Genomic DNA, 20,271 nt, shown 5'->3' on the forward strand with positions numbered 1-20,271 from the left:
CGGACCGGAGGACGGGTAAAGGCGCATGAAACCGGCTGACGAACTTGTCGGGCTTATCCGCGCCTACAACCCCAGGACCAACGAAAAACTGATTCGCGCGGCCTATGATTATGGCCGCGACATGCACGAGGGCCAGACGCGCCGCTCTGGCGAACCCTATTTCACGCATCCGATCGAAGTGGCCGTCATTCTTGCGGCGCAGCATCTGGATGACGCAACCATCATCACCGCCCTGCTGCACGACACGATCGAGGACACCCAGGCCTCGTATGACGAGGTCGCCACCCGCTTTGGCGACGAGGTGGCGGTGCTGGTGGACGGTGTGACCAAGCTGACCAACCTTCAGCTCAGTTCCACACAAACCAAACAGGCCGAAAACTTTCGCAAGCTGTTCATGGCCATGTCCAAGGATCTGCGCGTGATCCTGGTCAAGCTGGCCGACCGTCTGCACAACATGCGCACGATCAAGGCGATGCGCGCGGACAAACAGGTGCAAAAGGCGCGCGAAACCATGGATATCTACGCCCCTCTTGCAGGTCGCATGGGGATGCAGTGGATGCGCGACGAGCTTGAGGATCTTGCCTTCAAGGTGCTCAATCCCGAAGGGCGCGCCTCGATCATGCGCCGCTTCATCACGCTGCAAAAAGAGGCCGGGGACGTGATCGAACGGATCACCTCGGATATGCGCACGGAAATGACCAAGGCGGGCATCCAGGCCGAAGTGGCGGGCCGCGCCAAGAAACCCTATTCGATCTGGCGCAAGATGCAGGCCAAGGATCAGGGCTTTTCCCGCCTGTCAGACATCTACGGCTTCCGTGTGATCACCGGGACCGAGGGGGATTGTTACCGGGTGCTGGGCGCCATTCACCAGCGGTGGCGCGCGGTGCCGGGCCGGTTCAAGGACTACATCAGCCAGCCGAAATCCAACGGCTACCGTTCGATCCACACCACCGTGTCGGGGCGTAACGGGCGCCGGGTCGAGGTGCAGATCCGCACGCAGCAAATGCACGACGTGGCCGAAACCGGTGTGGCGGCGCACTGGTCCTACAAGGACGGGGTGCGCGGCGAAAACCCGTTCGCGGTGGACCCGGTCAAATGGATCAGCGGGCTGAGCGAACAGTTCGACGCCGAGGAAGACCACGAGGATTTTCTCGAAGCCGTCAAGCTCGAGATGTATTCGGACCAGGTGTTCTGCTTCACCCCCAAGGGCGAGGTGGTGAAACTGCCGCGCGGCGCGACACCGATCGATTTTGCCTATGCCATCCACACCCGCATCGGCCATGCCTGTGTCGGCGCCAAGGTGGATCATCAGCGGGTGCCGCTCTGGACCCGGATCAAGAATGGCCAGTCGGTAGAGGTCATCACCGCCGAGGGCCAGACACCCCAGGCGACCTGGCTGGACATCGCCATTACCGGCAAGGCGCGCACCGCCATTCGCCGTGCCTTGCGCGAAATGGATCGCGAACGGTTCGTACGCCTTGGCGCGGAACTGGCGCGGTCGGCCTTCGAACATGTCGGCAAGAAGGCGACCGACAAGGTGCTGGACATGGCCGCCAAGAACCTGAGGTTCCGCGAAAAGGAAGAGGTGCTGGCGCGGTTGGGGTCTGCCGAACTGACAGCGGCCGAAGTGTTGCAGGCCGTGTATCCCGACCTGGCGCCAAACGAGGCCGAAGACGTGGCCACCGAACGGCCCGTGATCGGCCTGTCCCCGGACCAAAGCTTTCACCGGGCCACCTGTTGCCAGCCGTTGCCGGGTGAACGGATCGTGGGCATCACTTTCCGCGGCAAGGGTGTCGTGGTGCACGCCATAGATTGCGATTCTCTCGGCAATTACGAGGATCAGCCGGATCGCTGGCTCGACTTGCACTGGCATTCCGGCAAGCATCAGCCGATCTATACGGTGCAGCTCTGGCTGACCATCGGCAACGATTCGGGTGTACTGGGACGTATTTGCACATTGATCGGCGAGCACGAGGCCAATATCTCGGATATGGAGTTTGTCGACCGCAAGCCCGATTTCTACCGCCTGCTGATCAGCGTGGATCTTGCCGATGCCAAGCACCTGCACCGGCTGATGATGGCGCTGGAAGCGGAAACCGACGTGGCCGAGATCGAACGCTACCGCAATCCAGAACTGTCCCGGCCGCCCGGCGGGGACTGATCCAAGAAGGAAACGCCACCCTTGGTTTTCAAGCGCCGCGACAGAAGGCCAATCTACCAGATCGTGGCGGAATTCTTCTATCCGCGCGGCGGCTGGACGCGGGCCTTTCATTACGTGCGCCACCGTCTGCACCGATTGCCGGGCAGCCCGGAATTCATTGCCCGCGGTATCTGGTGCGGGGTGTTTACTACCTTCACCCCGTTCTACGGATTGCATTTCCTGGTGGCGGCGCTTCTGGCGCGGCTGTTGTCGGGCAATCTTCTGGCCGCGCTGCTGGCGACCTTCTTTGGCAACCCGCTGACCTACCTGCCGATCGGGGTCATCTCGCTCAAGACCGGGAACTTCCTGTTGGGGGCAGAGTTGAACGAATTGGCCCATCAATCCCTCGGCGCCAAGTTCGCGAATGCGGGGGCCGACCTTTGGCACAATTTCTGGGCGCTGTTCAGCGATGCCGATGCCGATTGGACGGGGCTTTCGATCTTTTATGACGAGGTGTTCTTTCCCTATATGATCGGTGGCATCATTCCGGGCATCGTCGCGGGCACCATTGCCTATTACCTGTCCGTTCCGGTGATCCGCGCCTATCAGAAACGGCGCGCCGCCAAGATCCAGAAAAAGATCGTCAAGGCGCGCGCCCTGGCCATCAGGCAGGCCGCCCGCACCGCGTCCGGTGAAAAGAAGGACCGCTGAAGAAAGCGGTTTTCTTGCCACGCCAATCCCCCTAGGGTCGCGCCTACCCAGTCCAGCTTTGCGAGGCAGATGATCATGTTGCGTCTTGGCGTGAATATCGACCACGTGGCCACCGTGCGCAACGCGCGCGGCAGCTCTTACCCCGATCCGGTGCGCGCCGCCAAAATGGCCGAAGAGGCCGGCGCGGATGGTATCACCGCGCATTTGCGCGAAGACCGACGCCATATCCTGGACGCGGATATCGATGCGCTGATGGACCACCTTTCGGTGCCGCTGAACTTTGAGATGGCCGCCACCGACGAGATGATGGCCATCGCCTTGCGCCACAAGCCCCACGCCGTCTGTCTCGTGCCCGAAAAGCGCGAGGAAAAAACCACCGAGGGCGGGCTGGACGTGGCGCGAGAGGAAAACAAGCTGGCGCATTTCATCGCGCCGTTGCGTGATGCCGGTTGCCGTGTGTCGATCTTCATCGCCGCCGACCGGTCCCAGATCGAGGCGGCCAACCGCATTGGTGCTCAGGTCATCGAACTGCATACCGGGGCCTATTGCGATTTCCATGCCGAGGGGCGTTTCGAAGAGCGCGACGCCGAACTGGCCCGGCTGACCAGGATGGCCGGTTTTGCCCATTCGCTGGGGCTCGAGGTCCATGCCGGGCACGGGCTTACCTTTGACACGGTGCAACCCATCGCCGCGCTGCCCGAGGTGGTAGAGCTGAATATCGGCCATTTCCTGATTGCCGAGGCGATCTTCACCGGTCTCACCCCGGCGATCCGCGAAATGCGCCGCCTGATGGACGAGGCCCGGGCATGATCCGCGCCGCCGCGCTGATCACGACGCTTGTGGCAAGCCCGGTTGCGGCGCAGCAGGCCTTTGAATGTGACTGGCCCGCGCGCGCCGATTCCATCGTCGAGCCATGGGAGGAGAACAGCCGCACCTTTGCCAACGGCAATGTGCGGATTGCCCTGCTGGACACGATCGAACCCGCCGCCGCCGCCTACCACCTGCTGATCCTGTCGCCCCCATATGACGAGGTGGGCGGCCGGCAATGCCGGATCCTGAGCGCCGCGCCCGGCATGGGCTTTGCCGGGCTGGATTTTCCCAGCCTCGACGCGTCCTACGATCCGGCGGCGGGCCTGATCTTTACCATCGGGGCCGCGATCTATGACGGCGATCAGGGTGTCACCGTACCCGCCGGGCGCATTCGCTTCACGCTCAACCAGGCGTCCGGAAACATCACGGCAGGCTGGCAATGATCCTGGGTATCGGCACCGATCTGGCCAATATCGACCGCGTCGCCGGCACGCTGGAACGATTTGGCGACAGGTTCCGCAACCGGGTCTTCACCGAAACCGAACTGGCCAAGGCCGCGCGACGGCGTGACGAGGCCGGCACCCTGGCCAAACGCTGGGCCGCCAAAGAGGCCTGCTCCAAGGCGCTGGGCACCGGCCTGCGCATGGGCATCAGCTGGAAAGACATGGCCGTCAGCAACCTGCGCACCGGCCAGCCGGTCATGGCCGTCACCGGCTGGGCCGCGAAACGCCTGGCCGCGATGACCCCGCCGGGATGCGAAGCCATCATTCACGTCACCCTGACCGACGATCACCCCTGGGCACAGGCCTTTGTCGTGATCGAGGCCCGCCCGCTTGGCTCTGGTTCGGGTTGACACCCCGCCCGCTGCCCCTCATGTAACCCGCGTCATCCAAACCGAAAGAGGAACACATGGCAGACAAGGCCAAGAAAAAGGACGGCGGGATCGTCGAGACGATCAAGACGATCGTCTATGCCCTGCTGATCGCGGGCATTTTCCGCACGCTGTTCTTTCAGCCCTTCTGGATTCCCTCCGGCTCGATGAAAGACACGCTGCTGATTGGTGATTTCCTGTTCGTGAACAAGATGACCTACGGCTATTCCTCGGCCTCCTGCCCGTCGATCCGCCTGCCGGCCATTGGCATCAATATCGATGCCAAGAAGATCTGCGGCTGGATCGATGGTGACAACACCCGCATTTTCGGCGGTCAGCCCGAGCGCGGCGATGTCGTGGTGTTCCGTCACCCAGTCACCGGGTATGATTTCATCAAACGCCTGATCGGCCTGCCCGGCGACAAGGTGCAGGTGATCGCCGGTGTGGTCTATATCAACGGCAAGGCGGTCAAACTGGAGGATGGCGGCGTCTTCACGGAAACCGCCGGTCCTCAAGGCCCGCAACGGCTGCGTCCGCGCTGCGAAAACGGCCCGGTGGGCGATGGTGGTGTCTGTGTGAAATCACGCCAGATTGAAACCCTGCCCAATGGTGTCAGCCACGCGATCCTGAACATCACCAATCAGGGGTCGGACAATACCGGTGTCTACACAGTGCCCGAAGGCTACTATTTCTTCATGGGCGACAACCGTGACAATTCCACCGACAGCCGCGTGCCCCAGGCCGCGCGCGGGGTGGGGTTCGTTCCTTATGAAAACCTGATCGGGCGCGCCGACCGGATCATGTTCTCATCCGCCGGGACATCCATGTTCGCCTTCTGGACATGGCGGGCAGACCGGTTCTTCAAGGGCATCTATTGAAGCTGGCGGTGGAATTACAGGCGCTTGAGGCGCGCATCGGGCATCGCTTTGCGCGCCCGGATCTTCTGGTGCGCGCGGTGACGCATTCCTCGATGTCGTCGCCCACACGCGCCGACAATCAACGGCTGGAATTCCTGGGCGACAGGGTGCTTGGCCTGGTCATGGCCGAGGCGCTTCTGGCGCGTGACAAGACCGCGTCCGAGGGCCAGCTGGCCCCGCGGTTCAATGCACTGGTACGCAAGGAAACCTGTGCCGACGTGGCGCGCGAGATTGATCTGGGCGCGGCGCTGAAACTGGGCCGGTCCGAGATGATGTCGGGCGGGCGGCGCAAACTGGCGCTGTTGGGTGACGCGATGGAGGCGGTGATTGCCGCCGTTTACAAGGATGCCGGGTTCGACGTGGCCCGCGACATGATCCTGCGGCTTTGGGGCGAGCGGGTGGATAGTGTCGATTCCGATGCGCGCGACCCAAAGACCGCCCTGCAGGAATGGGCGCAGGGCCGGGGGCTGAAGCCACCCGCCTACGTGCTGCTCACCCGTTCCGGCCCCGATCATGCGCCGGTCTTCACCATTGCGGCCCGGCTTGAAAACGGGACCGAGGCTCAGGCCCGCGACAACTCCAAGCGCAAGGCCGAACAGGCCGCCGCCAAGGCGCTGCTGGAACGGCTGGAAAGCTGACGCAACGCGCTTTCATTGCTTGCTATGGCGCTTTCGCCCCTTATGTCCTAAAGGCATGAGTCTGCAATTCGAGGACACCCCATGACCACACGCGCCGGCTTTGTCGCCCTGATCGGAGAGCCCAACGCGGGCAAATCCACGCTCACCAATCAGATGGTGGGCGCCAAGGTGTCGATCGTCACCCACAAGGTGCAAACCACGCGGGCGCGCATTCGCGGCGTGGCGCTGGAAGGCGACAGCCAGATCGTGTTTGTCGACACGCCCGGCCTGTTCCGCCCGCGCCGCCGGCTGGATCGCGCCATGGTCGCCGCCGCATGGGGCGGCGCAGCGGATGCCGACATCATCGTGCTGATGGTCGAGGCCCATCGCGGCGTCACGCCGGGTGTCGAGACCATCCTGGAGCGGCTTGAAGAGATCGGCACCGGGCGCAGGATCGCGCTGGCCATCAACAAGATCGACCGCGTGAAATCCGAAGTGTTGCTGGCCCTGACCAGGGATCTGAACGAACGGTTTCCATTTGCCGAAACCTTTATGATTTCCGCCGAAAAGGGGCATGGCTGTGACACGCTGCGCAAATGGCTGGCGCGGGAATTGCCCGAGGGCCCCTGGCTGTATCCCGAAGACCAGATCGCCGATCTGCCGCTGCGCATGATCGCTGCCGAGATGACCCGCGAAAAGCTGACGCTGCGCCTGCATCAGGAACTGCCCTACCAGCTGACCGTGGAAACCGAGGCCTGGGAAGAACGCAAGGACGGGTCGGCCCGCGTGGATCAGATCGTCTATGTCATGCGCGACGGGCACAAGGGCATCGTGCTGGGCAATCGCGGCGAAACCATCAAATCCGTGTCAAAGGCCGCGCGCGAGGAACTGTCGGAATTCCTGGGCCGCAAGGTGCATCTGTTCCTTCAGGTCAAGGTGCGGCCCAACTGGCTCGACGAAAAAGAACGCTATTCGGAGATGGGTCTGGATTTCAGCGACGGAAACGCATGACCGCCAGCAGGAACCACGCCAGCGCCGCAATGGCCACCAGCCCGATCGCCCCCCGCAACGGCGCCTTCATCGACGCATCGAATGTCCCACTGAAATCCAGCGCCACCAGCGCCAGCAGGGTCAGCGCCAGAAAGCGGGTTGTTTTCGGGGTTCGAAACTGCTCTTGCATCGCGGGCCTGTCCTGCATCGCCTGATTGGCTCTTGGGTTTTCCTGCATCCTCCCGCAAAACTGGTTGATATGAAGTTAACGGCTGAATTCTGGGTCCACGCCTATCTGGCGCGGTTGCGTCAATTCAACATCGCCGCCTTTGTGGTGGCGCATGGCGATGACACGGCCGGCGCGGTGCTGGTCAAGCTCAACACGCTGGACGGGCAGGCGCGGGTCTATCAACGCAGCTTTGACCTGATGAGCGGGGAACGCCGCTGGGTGGTGCTGTCCGAAGGGGACGAGGCAGAGGTAGACGCTTCGCTGGCCCGCCAACGCGGCTTTGACACCGATGCCTGGGTGATCGAGGTCGAAGACCGGCAGGGGCGGCATCTTCTGGATGAGCCGGGGCTGGCGGACTAAGCTTTTCTCTGGCCTTTGCGCGCGCCCCGCGCTTAGCTGTCGGCAAACAGGGCACCCAACATGGACTGGCGCGACCAAGGCATCGTTCTGAACACCCGCAAACATGGCGAAACATCGGTGATCCTTGAAATGTTCACCGAAAGCCACGGTCGCCATGCCGGTGTCGTGCGTGGCGGGATCAGCCGCAAGATGACTCCGATCCTGCAACCGGGCGGGCAGTTGGATGTGACCTGGCGCGCCCGGCTGGAAGAGCATATCGGCAGCTTCACCGTGGAACCGGTGCGTTCGCGCGCCGCTGCCCTGTCAGACCGGATGGCGCTGGCCGGGCTGAACGCGGTCACGGCGCTGTTGGCCTTTTGCCTGCCCGATCGCGAACCCCACCCGGCGCTTTATGCCCGCACCATGCCCCTGCTGGACCTGTTGGGGCAGAACGATCTGTGGCCGCTGGCCTATCTGCGCTGGGAACTGGCGCTGCTGGAAGAGATGGGCTTTGGGCTGGATCTGGGTGCCTGCGCCGTCACCGGCGCGACCGAGGGGCTGACCCATGTGTCACCCAGGTCCGGGCGCGCCGTGTCGCGCGCGGGGGCCGGAGAATGGGCGGATCGCCTGTTGCCATTGCCACAAGTGCTGTTGGGCCAGGGTGATGCACCGGATTGCGAAATCGTCACGGCCTTTGCCACCACCGGCTACTTCCTGACCGAAAAACTGGCCCCTGAACTGGGCCACAAACCCCTGCCCGAGGCGCGCGGGCGATTTGTCGATCTGTTCACCCGGCGCGCGGCTGGCCGCTGAACACCATCCCGCGCCCCGCTGCGTCGCGCAGGGGGCCGATCAGGATCGCTAGAGGGCGCATACCCTAGTCGTAAAGCGCCAGGATCAGATCAACCAGCGTCCCAAGCGCGCCATCGTTCACACTGCCGTCGCGGCGGCTCAGCTCAGCCATGCCCAGGTTGGCCGCGTACAGGATGCGCGCCAGTTCCGGGTTGGACAGACCGTTTTCCGCCAGTTCCGCGTTCAGCTGCGTCAGGCGCAGGTGATCCACCCGTGCCACCGCTTCGGCCACGGCGGCATTGTCATGCGCCCAGGCCCGGATCGCCGGTTCCAGGGACATGCCGCTCAGTGATTCGCCGTTTGTGGCGATCTGGCTGAGGTGGCGCAGCTTTTGCGCCGGGGTCGTGTCGCCGGACAGGGCGGTTTCCACATCCGTCAGCGCCTGCCGCTCCCATTGGCTCAGCATGGCCGCATGGAAGGCCGGTACATCCTTGAAATGCCAGTAAAATGAACCCTTGGTGGTTCTCAGGCGCCGGGCCAGCGGCTCGGCCTTCAGGCCAGCCGGGCCCTGCTCCAGCAGGGCGTCAAACCCGGCGGCAATCCACAGATCAGGTGATAGGCGTGTCGCTGTCATGGCCCAAGAGTTACGGCGCGCCGGATCATTTTGCAAGTGCAGCATTGTCGCGCCGCGTCGCAGCATTTCCGCCGTGGTCCCCCCGGCGCGCCGCCTTGCCCGCGACGATGCCCCCGTTGCGGTGCGCGCGTTGCGTGAACCCGGCGATTTCGCCGTCGCTGCGCCGATGGAATACCGACGCAATACCGACGCGCTGCCGACCTGCCAAAATCGTATATTCCCAACGCGTTAACCGTGATTCGTCCAGATCAGACCAAAACCGCCCCGCAACACGACCTTTCGCGACGCGGGGCGGCCCGTTCCTCTGTCGCTGCCTCACCCCAGCAGGCGTCGGGCGATCACCTGGGCCTGAATTTCCGCGGCACCCTCGAAAATGTTCAGAATGCGGGCATCGCACAGGATACGGCTGATCTGGTATTCCAGCGCAAACCCGTTGCCGCCATGGATTTGCAGCGCATTGTCCGCCGCCGCCCAGGCCACACGCGCGCCCAACAGCTTGGCCATTCCGGCTTCCAGATCGCACCGGTGGCCGTGGTCTTTTTCCCAGGCACTGAAATAGGTCAGCTGACGGGCCACCATGATCTCGACCGCCATCATCGCCAGCTTGCCCGCGACCCGGGGAAAGCTGATCAGCGACTGGCCGAATTGCTTGCGGTCCTCGCCATATTGCATCCCAACTTCCAGCGCGTTCTGCGCCACGCCAATGGCGCGCGCGGCGGTCTGGATGCGGGCGGCTTCGAACGTCTTCATCAACTGTTTGAAGCCCTGGCCCTCGACCCCGCCCAACAAGTTCTCACCCTTGACCTTGAACCCGTCAAAGCCCAGCTCGTATTCCTTCATGCCGCGATAGCCCAGCACCTCGATTTCACCGCCGGTCATGCCCTCGGTGGGGAAGGGGTTTTCTTCCGTGCCGGGGGTTTTCTCGGCCAGGAACATGGACAGGCCGCGATGGTCCGTCGTGTCGGGATCGGTGCGTGCCAGCAGGGTCATCACATGGGTGCGCGCGGCGTGGGTGATCCAGGTCTTGTTGCCCGTAACCTCCCAGTCTCCCTCGGCATTTTTCACGGCACGAGTGCGCAGACTGCCCAGATCCGACCCGGTGTTCGGCTCGGTGAACACGGCGGTGGGCAGGATCTCCGCACTGGCCAGTTTCGGCAGCCAATGCGCCTTTTGGTCTTCGGTGCCGCCCGCCTCGACCAGTTCGGCGGCGATCTCGGATCGGGTGCCCAGCGACCCGACCCCGATATAGCCGCGCGACAGTTCTTCGGACACCACCACCATAGATGCCTTGGACAGGCCCAGCCCGCCATATTCCTCGGGTATGGTCAGGCCGAACACGCCCATTTCGCCCAGTTCCTCGATAATTTCCATCGGGATAAGCTCGTCCCTGAGGTGCCATTCATGGGCGTTGGGGATCACCCGCTCGTCGGCATAGCGGCGGAACTGTTCGCGGATCATCTCCAGCTCATCGTCCAGCCCGGTCGCGCCAAAGGTTGCATGACCGGCATTGTCGCGCATCAGGGCAACCAGCCGCATCCGTGCCGCCTGGCTGTTGCCCCGGTCACAAAGGGTGCGGATCTCGGGCGCCATCAGTCCGCGCATGTCGTCCTGACTCAGTCCAAGATCCTGAAGCCGGACGATCTCGTTCTGGCTCATCGGGATGCCGCCGTAGATCTGCCAGAGATATTCCCCAAAGGCGATCTGGTGCAGCAATTGTTCCATTTCGCCGAATTTGCCATCGACCTCCAGACGCTCGGCCCAGGCCTGCATCTGGCGCAGCGATTGGGCATAGGTGGCCAGCCAGGCCAGGCCGTGGGCCGCTGTCTGGTTTTCTTCGATCAGCTTTCCGGAAACTTTACCATTTTCCGATACGGTCGCGCGCACCCGGGTGGTGGCGGTTTCCAGAATCGCGTCAACCGGGGCAACCGCCGCGCCGGTCAATGTCAGCAAATCGGCAAGAACAACGGAGTTCGTCATCGTCAGGTCCTGTCCATCATGGGCCATGAATCATCATCCTCATTTTCTGCAGTGTGACATATTTCCTTTGCAGGTGCAGCGCAACATAAATGCGAATACATCGTTTCATTTGTTCGTTTGTTGCGCATTCAGGTTTTGCGGCAGTCCAGATTAGGGCCTATAGCAAGATATGGATGCCTTTCTGCCCTTCCTTGCTCCGGATCTTGCGCCGGCGCTGTTTGCCATCGCCCTTCTGATCGCGGTTTTTGCCGGTATTATCAAAGGGATGGTGGGGTTTGGTATGCCGATGGTCCTGGTCTCCGGGCTGGGAACGATCCTGGCGCCGGAATGGGCGCTGGCCGGGCTGATCCTGCCGACGGTGGTCAGCAACGGGGTCCAGGCGCTGCGGCAGGGGCCGGGGGCGGCCTGGCAATCGGTGCGCCGCTTTCAGGTGTTCCTGATCGCGGGGGGCATCGCGCTGGTGATCAGTGCGCAATTCGTCCGGATCCTGCCACAAGAGGTATTGTTGCTGCTGATCGGTGTGCCGATCACCGCCTTTGCCGGAATGCAACTGGTCGGGATAGCTCTGCGCCTCGCGCGCCCTTCCAACCGGGCCGAGATCGCGATCGGGACGGTCGCCGGTCTGATCGGAGGTGTCTCGGGCGTGTGGGGGCCGCCGACCGTGGCCTATCTGACGGCGCTGGGAACCGAAAAAACCGAACAGATCCGCGTGCAGGGCGTGATCTACGGTTTAGGGGCGGTCCTGTTGTTGTTCGCGCATATCGGATCGGGTGTCATGCGTGCCGAAACCGCCCTGTTTTCTCTGGTGCTGGTGCCACCGGCCATCCTGGGCATGTGGCTGGGCGGGCGTATCCATGACCGGATCGAGCAGTCCACCTTTCGCAAGGCCACGCTGATCGTGCTGACCCTGGCCGGGCTGAACCTGATCCGCCGGGCGTTGCTGGGCTGATCGACCCCCTTGCCCGCCTCTGGCAAGGCGCTAGGATGCCCCTGCAATAGACAAGGCGGCCCCGTGAGACGATTTGAAACTTCCCTGCGCATTACCGCCGTAAGCCTGGCCGTCATCGCCACCGTTGTCTTGGGCTGGGTGCTGAAGTCGGCCCAACCGATCCTGGTGCCTATCGTGCTTGGTGCGCTGGTGGCATTCCTTATGGATGGCATCTCCAGTGTGCTTGCGCGTATCCCACTGTATTCCCACCTTATTCCGGGTTGGCTGCGCATGACGATGACCACGATTGTCATGTTCGTGATCCTCACTTTCGGCGTGGCATTCTTTGCGCGCAACCTGGAGCCGGTGGTTCGCGCCATCCCGCAATATGCCGAGGCGCTTTCGGTGATCGTGTCGGATTTTGCCGCGCGGTTCGACTATGAGGTGGAACTGACCTGGCAGTCGCTGGATCGCGTGGTTTTCGACAATATCGATCTGCAATCGGTGATCCGCTATACGCTGAATTCGGTCAGCTATTCCGCGGGCTACCTGGCGCTGGTATTCCTTTACGCCATCCTTTTCCTGATCGAACGTGAGAGCATCGCCGTCAAAATCGCCGCAATTGTGCCCGATGACGATGCGCGCCGGACGGTGTGGCACACGATCGATCTGATCACCGATCAGATCGGCACCTATTTTACCACCAAGACCCTGATCAACGCGGTTCTGGGCGTCATCTGTTACGTGATATTCCTGCTGTTCGGCGTGGAATTCGCCGCGTTCTTTGCGGTTTTGACGGCTGTTTTCAACTACATACCTTATGTTGGTAGCTGGATCGCCATGGCGCTTCCGATGCTGTTCGCCATAGGTTCATTCGGGCTTGGACTTGAGGCTTTCCTGCTGTTCGCGGCGCTCAGCGCGGCGCAGTTTGGCGTTGGGTATTTCTGGGAGCCGCGCCTGATGGGGCGATCGATGAACCTTTCGCCGGTCATTGTCATGGTGTCACTGGCGGCATGGACCTCGATCTGGGGGCTGATCGGAGCGATCCTGTCGGTGATCCTGACATCGGGGATCATGACGATCATGTCCTTCTTCCAGACCACGTGGCCGCTGGCCATATTGTTGACGAATAACGGCGAGGTGCCCAGCCGCGACCCGGATGAAAAGCAGGAATCTATGACGCGCTGACAGCCTTGTACCATCTTAGCAAGGCGTCGATTTCGGCCTCTACGCACACGGCCTCACCACCAGAAAATTCCTTGAATTTATCGGCGTTTAGCGGGTTTGTCCCGGCAATGATCACGGCGCCGCCGGCGGCGGCTTCGGCCAGGAGGTTGCGGAACCCGCGCCCTTCGCCCTCTTCCTTGCCGAACTTGTTGAGCAGGAACAGGTCATAGGGCGTATCCAGGGTACGGGCGACTTCGGAAATGGCCTGCGCCATCGCGTCGGGGTCAAGACGACAGCCACGCGCGCCCTTGCCCAGATATTGCGAGATACGGATCACCGGCCCGTCCGGCAAAACCTGCACGTCCATGTCGCAGCGCCCTTCGGTTTCACAGCCCGTGTTCTTCTGGACAATGCCCCGCGTGCGCACCCCTTGTGCGTGCAGGTGTTCAGCCAGTTCTGTCAGCAGCATGTCCAGCTCGCCGCGCCCGTGGGCCATGGTATAGGCTATTTTCAGCATGGGTTCTCTTTACCTTTTGGCGGCGCCCGGTTCAATCGCGGGCCCCCATCAACGAGCGCGGCATCAGCCGTCCGATCAGGGCAACCAGAAAAGCGGTGCTGATCCCGAAACACAGGATACCGGTGACACCGGCAAAGGCGCCGAACACACGGTAATCAATGGGTAAAACAATGTCGCCATAGCCAACTGTCGTATAGGTGACAAGCGCGAAATACAGCGCATCGAACCAGTAATTCAGCGCCTCCATTCGCACCAGCATCCAGGCCCAGAACCAGACCTGGATTGTGTGGGACAAGACGATCACGCCGAAGGCTGTGTTAACAAATACCAGGACACGCAGCGATCTGTGGCGGCGTTTCAGCAGCGCGCCCAGGCGGTCCAAAACCCTGATGCAGAAGGTCAACATGCCCACATGGATGATTGCGCAGATGCCAAGTACAACCGATCCCCAAAACAACTGGTCGATCTGTCCCACGGCGCATTCCTCCTGATCCCGGTCCACCGACAGTAGGGGGGTGGGGCCGCCCGGATCAAGGGCCGTTCGACCGGCTTGGCCGGGCATTGGCGGGCGGGTTTGAGCGCGGCTGCCGCGCGGCGGTGCGAATCGGGGCCAAGTGGTTGTATTAACGCAAAAAATCGCAATCGGTTTCCCGCCGGTATCATGTCGGTATTGCGTCGGTATCAAGCTGCGGATTCGCCCAATGAAGTCATCGGGCGCCCGGCTCCGGATTTGTTCACACCATCCTGAGCAAAGATCACGACGCGTCAGGCAGCGGAGGAATCGATCTCAGGTACAGAATGATGGCGTCGATATCGGCCTCGTCTGTCCTGGCATAATGCGCATAGCCCATGGGTGGCAACATGCGGCTGCCGTCTGGACGGGTGCCGGTGGTGATGATGGCTTTCAATTCGCTATCCGAATACCCGGCCACACCGTCCTCGTGCGGGGTGATGTTGGGGGCCACGGATACACCCCACGGGCCGTGAAACTCGTACCCGCCAGCGCCGAGGCTTGTTTCGAACATCGGCCCTGTCGGACCGAGTGTGGTGTGACATTCCATACAGTGGGCCACCGGTCCGGCGAGATAGGCGCCATATTCGACCGTGACCCCGCGCGGCGGCGCGGTCACACTGTCAATTGGCGGGCCGTAGGCCGGGGGCAGGGGGATGTTGTAGGTTGAGGCGGGCGTTTTGTTGTCACTTGCGGGCAGGGTGCGCAAGAACGCGACAATCGACATCAGATCGTCGTCGCCCAACCCACGATACAGGCCGATCGGCATGGGCGGGCCGATCACGGTTCCGTCCGGGCGGATGCCCTCGCGGATGGCGCGGGCCAGTTCCGTGTCGGACCAGCCGGCAACCCGGCCACCCGGGGTGATATTGGCCGCCCATGCCTCGAACTGGGCGTTCTTTTCGACCAAGAAGCCGCCCAGTTCATTGGACATGTCCGGGCCGTTCGGACCTTGGGGCGTGTGGCAATTGCCGCAGCCGGCGGGGCCACGTACAAGGTATTCGCCGCGCTCGACCGAAATCTCGGCAAAACCGACCGTGGCCGTGCCCAGCAAGAGCACAGCAAGAATGGTTGACTTCATGGGGTGTCCCTCGATGTTCGCGTATATCGCGAGAGGGTATCACGAAATCGTGAATCGCCAAAGCGGAGTCGAAAACGCCGCTTGCCCAGTCGCGGGACCAAAGCAGAAATACCGGGCTGTCGGGGCGCTTACCGCTTGATAAGTGCCCTGGTTTCGGCGGCAAGGGCACGGGCCGCGCGGGCCAGGATCAACGTATCCAGCCCGACAGCGAGGAAATTGACCCCCATGTCGAGATAGGTTTTGGCCTCTTGCGGGGAATATGTCAGGAGCCCCGCGGCCTTGCCCGCGCCGGTGATGCGGGCGATGGCGTCGGCGATGGCCGCCCTGACTTCGGGCGCGGCGGCATTTCCGGGAAACCCCATATCGGCCGAAAGATCGGCAGGGCCGATAAAGACACCGTCAACCCCATCCACCGCAAGGATCGCGTCCAGATTATTCAGCGCGGCGCGGCTTTCGGCCTGAACCAGCAGGCTGATCTGATCGTTGGCGGTTTGCACGTAATCGGCGATGGCGCCGAACTGGCTGACCCGGCCACCCATGGCGCCCATCCCCCGGATGCCCTGTGGCGCATAGCGGGTGGCGGCGACCAGGGCGCGGGCCTGATCGGCGGTATCGACCATGGGCACGAGCACGGTTTGCGCCCCGGCATCCAGAACCTGCTTGATAACCCAGGCCTCGCCCACGGGCACCCGGACAATGGCCTGCGTGCCACGCCCCTGCACCGCGATCAGCTGATCTCGGATCGAGCGGATGTCGTTGGGGGCGTGTTCTCCATCGATCACCAGCCAGTCAAACCCGGCAGTGGCCATAAGCTCCGCCGCTCCGATATCAGCAAAGCTGAGCCAGCAACCGATTTGCTGCTGCCGGGCGGCCATGGCGGATTTGAAGGTGTTTTCGGGGCTGGGCATGATGGAACCTTTGGTGCTTTGAAACCGGATATGCGTGGCCCCGCCGGAATGTATCACGGGACGCAGAGATCAAAGACGTTGCCGCGCGGCTTGTCCAGCCCGTGACCGGGTGGCGCCCGGCGGGTTGGCGTCATCCCAGCCGGCGCAACAGATCGCGTGACGGTTCCCCGGTGACAGGCAGGCCATTTCGTGCCTGATAATCGCTGATCGCCGCGCGAGTTTTGGAGCCGATCACGCCGTCTGCGCCACCGGGGTCAAAACCTTGCGCGGCAAGGCGCTGTTGCAGGGTGATGCGGTCGTCCTTGGTCAGCCCGTATTCATCGGGCGGGAAGCTGCCGCGCAGCGGGCCGCCGCCGGTGATCCGGTCGGACAGGTGGCCGACCCCGATCGCGTAGGCATCGGAATTGTTATAGCGTTTTATCACATTGAAATTGCGTGTGACCGAGAATTCGGGCCCGCCCTCTTGCGGCTGGATGATGCGGCCCGCCGGCGCGCCAGGTCCGGCCTCGGCGCCCCATGTCACGCCCCGAGTCCAGCCGTTCTTTTGCAGGTAGGCAGCGGTGGAGGCCAGCGCGTCTGTCGGGTCTTCGGACCAGATGTCGCGCCGCCCGTCGCCGGTATAGTCAACGGCAAAGGCTTGATATGATGTGGGAATAAACTGGGTATGGCCCATGGCGCCGGCCCAGCTGCCTGTCAAGCGGTCGGCGGTGATGTCGCCCGATTGCAGGATCTGGAGCGCGGCCAGCAGTTGTTTTTCAAAGAACGCGCCGCGCCGGCCGTCATAGGCCAGGGTCGAGGTGGCCGAGATGACGGGTACGGTGCCGCGCCGCTCTCCGTAAAGGCTCTCCAGCCCCCAGATCGCGCAGATGATTTCCGCCTCGACACCATAAGTGGATTCCAGCCGGTTGAGCGTGGTGCGATGACGGGCAAAGGCGGCGCGCCCTTTGGAGATGCGCTCGTCCGAGGCGGCGATGGCGAGATAATCTTCGAGACTGCGTTTGAATTCGACCTGGTTGCGATCGCGGTCGACGACGCCGGGCAGGTAGCCGGCGTTGCGAAAGGCCGCCGAGAGCGTGGTTTCGGTGATGCCCTGTGCCGCGGCGCGCGATTTGAAGCCCTGTACCCAGCCCGTATAGCCAGGGTTTGGGGTGGGGCGCAGATCGGCGGGAAGCTCTGCAACAGGCTTGGCGCCGCGCGGCGCGGTGCGCAAAACCTGGTTGGTGCAGGCCGAAAGCCCAAGGGCCGTCAGGCCAAGGGCGAAGGTACGTCGGGTGATGCTCATGCCTCGGGTCCGCTTATTGTTTGAATTGCGGTTTGTATTGGGGGCAGGGTGCCAGATTCGGCGTGATCCGCCAAGGTGACAGGGATCGGGCAGCGGCGAATTGCTGATCGCAAAAGAAAAGGACGGCCCCCAAGGCCGCCCCTTCCATAGCGAAACCGTTGCGGCGGATCAGCCGATCAGCTGAGCCTCGTGCCGCTTGAGTGTCACGCGGGCCGCGGTATAGGCCTCGAGCCCCTCGCGTTCGCGCAGTTCCGGGAACAGGGCGTAGATTTCCGTGCGCTGTTCCTTGTCGATGCCATTGATCGAGTATTCACCGGGCTGGAAGCTTTCGCTCCAGGCGCCGTCGGCAAGCACCACTTCGTGGCTGTCGCACATGATGTGGATATAATCGATGCCGACAGTATCGACCTGTTGCACCCCGTCCAGATGGGTCAGGTGCTTGGCCGCCACCAGAACCTCGCGCTCGTCAAACAGCAGTTCGGCTTGCTGGGAGACCAGCAACATGCGGTGGTTGGGAGACACCATCATGTCGCGCTCGGGTTGGTTCGGACCCAATGCGCCCTGCTTGATCAGGATCGGGCGCAGTTCGGGCCGGGCCAGAAGCTCTTTGCCGGAAAGGTGTTTGCGCCCCGTCCAGCAGATTTCCTGAAGGCCGTTGTCGCGCGTGACCACCTTGTCGCCGGGTTGCAGGTTTTCGACCGGTACTTCGCCCATCGGTGTCAGGATTCGTGTGCCCGGTGTGAAGCAGAGCGGAACGGGATCGGCAAAGATGTTCTCGATGTTGTAGAACTCGGTAACACCCACCTCTTCGTCCAGATCGTTGTAATAGGTGATGGTTCCGTTTTCGCCGTTGAGAGGATCAAACGCAACCTCGACGCGGCCACCGGGAACGTAACGATCCACGAGGCCTGCAAGGCTGATCGAGTCGAAGTCGTCGCCGCCTTCGCCGCCGTCGATCATGCTGCCGGGGCCGAACAGGGCGAATACATCGCGGTCATCGCCGCCGTACATGTCGTCTTCGCCTTCGATACCGGCAATCGTGTCATTGCCTTCCTGGCCATAGATCACGTCGTCGCCCGCGCCACCGATCAGCAGATCGTCCGCGTCTTCGGCAACACCCGATCCGGGCGCGGTGAAGAACACGTCGGAAATTGTCACGTCCGACGGCTCGTCCCCAAGGTTCAGATGCACGATTTCCACGCGCACGGCCGGGCCGGGGATATTCACCAGAACCGAGTTGTCGGGGTTGTCGGAGTCGCCGCTGCCACCGCCAGAAAGCGCGGCTTCGTTGCCGGGGACGCCATCGATATCGGTGATGGTGAGGTTGGTCGTGTCGCTGCCACTCAGGTTGACTTCGATCCGGTTGCCTTCGGCGTCGTAGGCATAGACCTTGACGGCCGAGTCATTGTCGATGTCGTTGACGCGGAACTGGACGTTTTCGACCGCTTCCGAGAAATCCAGATTATAGCTGGCGCCCTCGCGTTCATCGACGGCAGATCCAAGTGCGCTGTTCGGGTTGGCCGTTTCGGTGCCGTCGTCGATGCCGGTCAGCAGCTGGGGGTCGTCTTCGAAGGTGGTTTCGACACCATAATTGCCTCCCGTGGTGAACGACACCTCGACCGATCCGGTATCCTGCACGAAGGGGCCGCCCAGCGGATCGCCGTCAGCCGGGGTGCCGACTTCGTTCCAGTTGAAGCTTTCGCGGCCACCGCCGGTGGGTGTTGGTTCCGTTCCGGGCTCGTAATCGCCATAGATCGTGTCGTTGCCGCCGCCGCCAAAAACCGTATCGTTGCCGCCTTCACCTGCGATCAGGTCATCGCCCGGCGCGCCGTTGCCGTCATAAGGGCCAAATTCGTCACCCAGGATGATATCGTCATCCGCGCCGCCGCGCAGCGTGTCGTCGCCCATGCCGCCAAACAGCGTGTCATCGCCACCGCCGGCCTGAACCGAGTCATTTCCGTCGCCGGCGCTGATCGTGTCGGCGCCTTCGGTAATGGAATCGCCTTCGCCATCGGTGTAGCCGACGGCCATGTCATCATCATTTACGCTGCCGTCCACAACGCCGGGACCAGTAGGATCAGCCATAACAAACCTCATTTACTATTCCACGCCGCCGCACCAGCCGCAGGATCCGTTTGCGTCAAGGCCATTGCCCGGACACAGTCCCCACAGCGGTAGCAGGCATCGCGAAGATGCTTCAGTTATCGTTTGGCCGCCCCAAGCCAGAACTCCCGCCCCCCAGTTGGACGTGCGACAAATATGCGCCATTGCGCGGGGGCAGAAAACAAAAACCTGCCAAATTTGGCAAAAAAGCGTCGCACATGCCTTTCTCCGGTCGGTACCGAAAGGCTTTGGAATAAGGTATTCCGACGCGATTGTTTCTCAAATGCGGCGGAAATCTGGCGAAACTGGCAGGGTTGGGCGCCCTAAACATGCCTCATTTGTGCCTTTTTTCGTTGGCCCGCCCGACTATGGGCCGGTATGGGCAACTGTCGTTTCCCGTTTGGAACCAATCGTTTCAAGCCGGGTGCGGTAGGAATGTGTTTTCCCAAGCGCAGCAGCGCGGGGATGATCATTCGGATTTGGGAAACAAAGAGGCCGTCAGGCGGTGATTATTCATTGACCGATAACAAACCTGATTCGAATCAAGAATTCATCAGGGGAATTTGGTTACAGAATTCGAAAGTGATTCCGGACGTGGCCAAAATTGATACCGTGTATTGCACGACGCTATTCCGGCGCGCGTTTCGGGCAGCTGACAATGCGGGGAAGATGGTGCTGCTGGGGAGGATTGAACTCCCGACCTCACCCTTACCAAGGGTGCGCACATATTCCATATCTCGCTGTTAT

General features: G+C 62.2%; 22 protein-coding genes. 13 read left to right on the top strand and 9 right to left on the bottom strand.

Going from position 1 to position 20,271, the window contains the following annotated elements:
• Window positions 1-25 precede the first annotated feature (25 nt).
• The 8 genes from I3253_RS18865 (at window position 26) to era (ending at window position 7,077) form a co-directional block, all read left to right on the top strand.
• Window positions 26-2,161: a RelA/SpoT family protein gene (locus tag I3253_RS18865; RefSeq protein ID WP_197919373.1), complete on the top strand. Its 2,136-nt coding sequence runs from the start codon at window positions 26-28 to the stop codon at window positions 2,159-2,161.
• A gap of 21 nt (window positions 2,162-2,182) precedes the next feature.
• Window positions 2,183-2,851, top strand: a complete 669-nt coding sequence (locus I3253_RS18870) for a DUF2062 domain-containing protein (RefSeq protein ID WP_197919374.1) — start codon at window positions 2,183-2,185, stop codon at window positions 2,849-2,851.
• Window positions 2,852-2,926: 75 nt separating this feature from the next.
• Window positions 2,927-3,661 (top strand): pyridoxine 5'-phosphate synthase, encoded by a 735-nt coding sequence (locus tag I3253_RS18875; protein WP_232272201.1) that lies wholly within the window; start codon window positions 2,927-2,929, stop codon window positions 3,659-3,661.
• Window positions 3,658-4,104 (top strand): hypothetical protein, encoded by a 447-nt coding sequence (locus tag I3253_RS18880; protein WP_197919376.1) that lies wholly within the window; start codon window positions 3,658-3,660, stop codon window positions 4,102-4,104. Before I3253_RS18875 ends, I3253_RS18880 begins: the two co-directional genes overlap by 4 nt.
• Window positions 4,101-4,514 carry a holo-ACP synthase gene (gene acpS / locus I3253_RS18885; RefSeq protein WP_197919377.1) on the top strand — a complete coding sequence of 138 codons (414 nt, stop codon included), beginning with the start codon at window positions 4,101-4,103 and terminating at the stop codon, window positions 4,512-4,514. Before I3253_RS18880 ends, acpS begins: the two co-directional genes overlap by 4 nt.
• A gap of 56 nt (window positions 4,515-4,570) precedes the next feature.
• Window positions 4,571-5,410, top strand: coding sequence for a signal peptidase I (gene lepB, locus I3253_RS18890; protein WP_197919378.1), 840 nt, complete (start codon window positions 4,571-4,573; stop codon window positions 5,408-5,410).
• Window positions 5,407-6,087 carry a ribonuclease III gene (rnc, locus tag I3253_RS18895; protein ID WP_197919379.1) on the top strand — a complete coding sequence of 227 codons (681 nt, stop codon included), beginning with the start codon at window positions 5,407-5,409 and terminating at the stop codon, window positions 6,085-6,087. The genes lepB and rnc overlap by 4 nt, the downstream gene beginning before the upstream one ends.
• 81 nt (window positions 6,088-6,168) lie before the next feature.
• Window positions 6,169-7,077, top strand: a complete 909-nt coding sequence (gene era, locus I3253_RS18900; RefSeq protein WP_197919380.1) for a GTPase Era — start codon at window positions 6,169-6,171, stop codon at window positions 7,075-7,077.
• Here the strand turns inward: era and I3253_RS18905 are convergent.
• Window positions 7,058-7,246: a hypothetical protein gene (locus I3253_RS18905; RefSeq protein ID WP_232272202.1), complete on the bottom strand. Its 189-nt coding sequence runs from the start codon at window positions 7,244-7,246 to the stop codon at window positions 7,058-7,060. The two genes, era and I3253_RS18905, sit on opposite strands and share 20 nt — an antisense overlap.
• A gap of 69 nt (window positions 7,247-7,315) precedes the next feature.
• On the opposite strand from I3253_RS18905, the gene I3253_RS18910 reads away from it, so the two are divergent.
• Window positions 7,316-7,645 carry a DUF1491 family protein gene (locus I3253_RS18910; RefSeq protein ID WP_197919382.1) on the top strand — a complete coding sequence of 110 codons (330 nt, stop codon included), beginning with the start codon at window positions 7,316-7,318 and terminating at the stop codon, window positions 7,643-7,645.
• A 60-nt stretch (window positions 7,646-7,705) separates the two neighbouring features.
• Window positions 7,706-8,437, top strand: coding sequence for a DNA repair protein RecO (gene recO / locus I3253_RS18915; protein ID WP_197919383.1), 732 nt, complete (start codon window positions 7,706-7,708; stop codon window positions 8,435-8,437).
• 64 nt (window positions 8,438-8,501) lie between these two features.
• On the opposite strand, the gene I3253_RS18920 is transcribed toward recO, so the two are convergent.
• Together I3253_RS18920 and I3253_RS18925 are read right to left on the bottom strand one after the other, a co-directional pair.
• Complete coding sequence (locus I3253_RS18920; protein ID WP_197919384.1) at window positions 8,502-9,050, bottom strand: TetR/AcrR family transcriptional regulator; 549 nt, start codon at window positions 9,048-9,050, stop codon at window positions 8,502-8,504.
• A 315-nt stretch (window positions 9,051-9,365) separates the two neighbouring features.
• Window positions 9,366-11,054, bottom strand: a complete 1,689-nt coding sequence (locus tag I3253_RS18925; protein WP_197919385.1) for an acyl-CoA dehydrogenase family protein — start codon at window positions 11,052-11,054, stop codon at window positions 9,366-9,368.
• 142 nt (window positions 11,055-11,196) lie between these two features.
• Between I3253_RS18925 and I3253_RS18930 the strand changes: the two genes are divergently transcribed.
• The gene (locus I3253_RS18930) at window positions 11,197-11,976 is read left to right on the top strand and encodes a sulfite exporter TauE/SafE family protein (RefSeq protein ID WP_197919386.1); all 780 of its coding nucleotides are present in this window, start codon (window positions 11,197-11,199) and stop codon (window positions 11,974-11,976) included.
• A 63-nt stretch (window positions 11,977-12,039) separates the two neighbouring features.
• A complete protein-coding gene (locus I3253_RS18935; RefSeq protein ID WP_197919387.1) occupies window positions 12,040-13,143 on the top strand; it encodes an AI-2E family transporter in 1,104 nt (367 codons plus the stop codon).
• Here I3253_RS18935 and I3253_RS18940 read toward each other — a convergent pair.
• From I3253_RS18940 to I3253_RS18965, 6 genes are all read right to left on the bottom strand, one after another.
• Window positions 13,130-13,639 (bottom strand): DUF2478 domain-containing protein, encoded by a 510-nt coding sequence (locus I3253_RS18940; protein ID WP_332255690.1) that lies wholly within the window; start codon window positions 13,637-13,639, stop codon window positions 13,130-13,132. The two genes, I3253_RS18935 and I3253_RS18940, sit on opposite strands and share 14 nt — an antisense overlap.
• A 31-nt stretch (window positions 13,640-13,670) precedes the next feature.
• Window positions 13,671-14,114: a potassium channel family protein gene (locus I3253_RS18945; RefSeq protein ID WP_197919388.1), complete on the bottom strand. Its 444-nt coding sequence runs from the start codon at window positions 14,112-14,114 to the stop codon at window positions 13,671-13,673.
• A gap of 280 nt (window positions 14,115-14,394) precedes the next feature.
• A complete protein-coding gene (locus I3253_RS18950; RefSeq protein WP_197919389.1) occupies window positions 14,395-15,231 on the bottom strand; it encodes a c-type cytochrome in 837 nt (278 codons plus the stop codon).
• Window positions 15,232-15,359: 128 nt separating this feature from the next.
• Window positions 15,360-16,139 (bottom strand): HpcH/HpaI aldolase family protein, encoded by a 780-nt coding sequence (locus I3253_RS18955; RefSeq protein WP_197919390.1) that lies wholly within the window; start codon window positions 16,137-16,139, stop codon window positions 15,360-15,362.
• Between the two features lie 130 nt (window positions 16,140-16,269).
• Window positions 16,270-17,421, bottom strand: a complete 1,152-nt coding sequence (locus I3253_RS18960) for a lytic murein transglycosylase (RefSeq protein ID WP_197919391.1) — start codon at window positions 17,419-17,421, stop codon at window positions 16,270-16,272.
• 168 nt (window positions 17,422-17,589) lie between these two features.
• Window positions 17,590-19,506: a Hint domain-containing protein gene (locus tag I3253_RS18965; RefSeq protein WP_197919392.1), complete on the bottom strand. Its 1,917-nt coding sequence runs from the start codon at window positions 19,504-19,506 to the stop codon at window positions 17,590-17,592.
• A gap of 396 nt (window positions 19,507-19,902) precedes the next feature.
• Here I3253_RS18965 and I3253_RS20525 point away from each other — a divergent pair.
• On the top strand, window positions 19,903-20,271 hold a 369-nt coding region (locus I3253_RS20525), incomplete at its 3' end, for a hypothetical protein (RefSeq protein ID WP_232272203.1).

Source organism: Thiosulfatihalobacter marinus, assembly GCF_016019955.1.
Lineage (GTDB): Bacteria > Pseudomonadota > Alphaproteobacteria > Rhodobacterales > Rhodobacteraceae > Shimia > Shimia marinus_A.

Bases quoted from the DNA above. Each gene is read 5' to 3' on its own strand.
- I3253_RS18865 (WP_197919373.1), top strand. From the start codon at position 26: ATGAAACCGGCTGACGAACTTGTCGGGCTTATCCGCGCCTACAACCCC.
- I3253_RS18875 (WP_232272201.1), top strand. From the start codon at position 2,927: ATGTTGCGTCTTGGCGTGAATATCGACCACGTGGCCACCGTGCGCAAC.
- I3253_RS18880 (WP_197919376.1), top strand. From the start codon at position 3,658: ATGATCCGCGCCGCCGCGCTGATCACGACGCTTGTGGCAAGCCCGGTT.
- acpS (WP_197919377.1), top strand. From the start codon at position 4,101: ATGATCCTGGGTATCGGCACCGATCTGGCCAATATCGACCGCGTCGCC.
- lepB (WP_197919378.1), top strand. From the start codon at position 4,571: ATGGCAGACAAGGCCAAGAAAAAGGACGGCGGGATCGTCGAGACGATC.
- era (WP_197919380.1), top strand. From the start codon at position 6,169: ATGACCACACGCGCCGGCTTTGTCGCCCTGATCGGAGAGCCCAACGCG.
- I3253_RS18905 (WP_232272202.1), bottom strand. From the start codon at position 7,246: ATGCAAGAGCAGTTTCGAACCCCGAAAACAACCCGCTTTCTGGCGCTG.
- I3253_RS18910 (WP_197919382.1), top strand. From the start codon at position 7,316: ATGAAGTTAACGGCTGAATTCTGGGTCCACGCCTATCTGGCGCGGTTG.
- recO (WP_197919383.1), top strand. From the start codon at position 7,706: ATGGACTGGCGCGACCAAGGCATCGTTCTGAACACCCGCAAACATGGC.
- I3253_RS18920 (WP_197919384.1), bottom strand. From the start codon at position 9,050: ATGACAGCGACACGCCTATCACCTGATCTGTGGATTGCCGCCGGGTTT.
- I3253_RS18925 (WP_197919385.1), bottom strand. From the start codon at position 11,054: ATGGCCCATGATGGACAGGACCTGACGATGACGAACTCCGTTGTTCTT.
- I3253_RS18930 (WP_197919386.1), top strand. From the start codon at position 11,197: ATGGATGCCTTTCTGCCCTTCCTTGCTCCGGATCTTGCGCCGGCGCTG.
- I3253_RS18940 (WP_332255690.1), bottom strand. From the start codon at position 13,639: ATGCTGAAAATAGCCTATACCATGGCCCACGGGCGCGGCGAGCTGGAC.
- I3253_RS18950 (WP_197919389.1), bottom strand. From the start codon at position 15,231: ATGAAGTCAACCATTCTTGCTGTGCTCTTGCTGGGCACGGCCACGGTC.
- I3253_RS18955 (WP_197919390.1), bottom strand. From the start codon at position 16,139: ATGCCCAGCCCCGAAAACACCTTCAAATCCGCCATGGCCGCCCGGCAG.
- I3253_RS18960 (WP_197919391.1), bottom strand. From the start codon at position 17,421: ATGAGCATCACCCGACGTACCTTCGCCCTTGGCCTGACGGCCCTTGGG.
- I3253_RS18965 (WP_197919392.1), bottom strand. From the start codon at position 19,506: ATGGCTGATCCTACTGGTCCCGGCGTTGTGGACGGCAGCGTAAATGAT.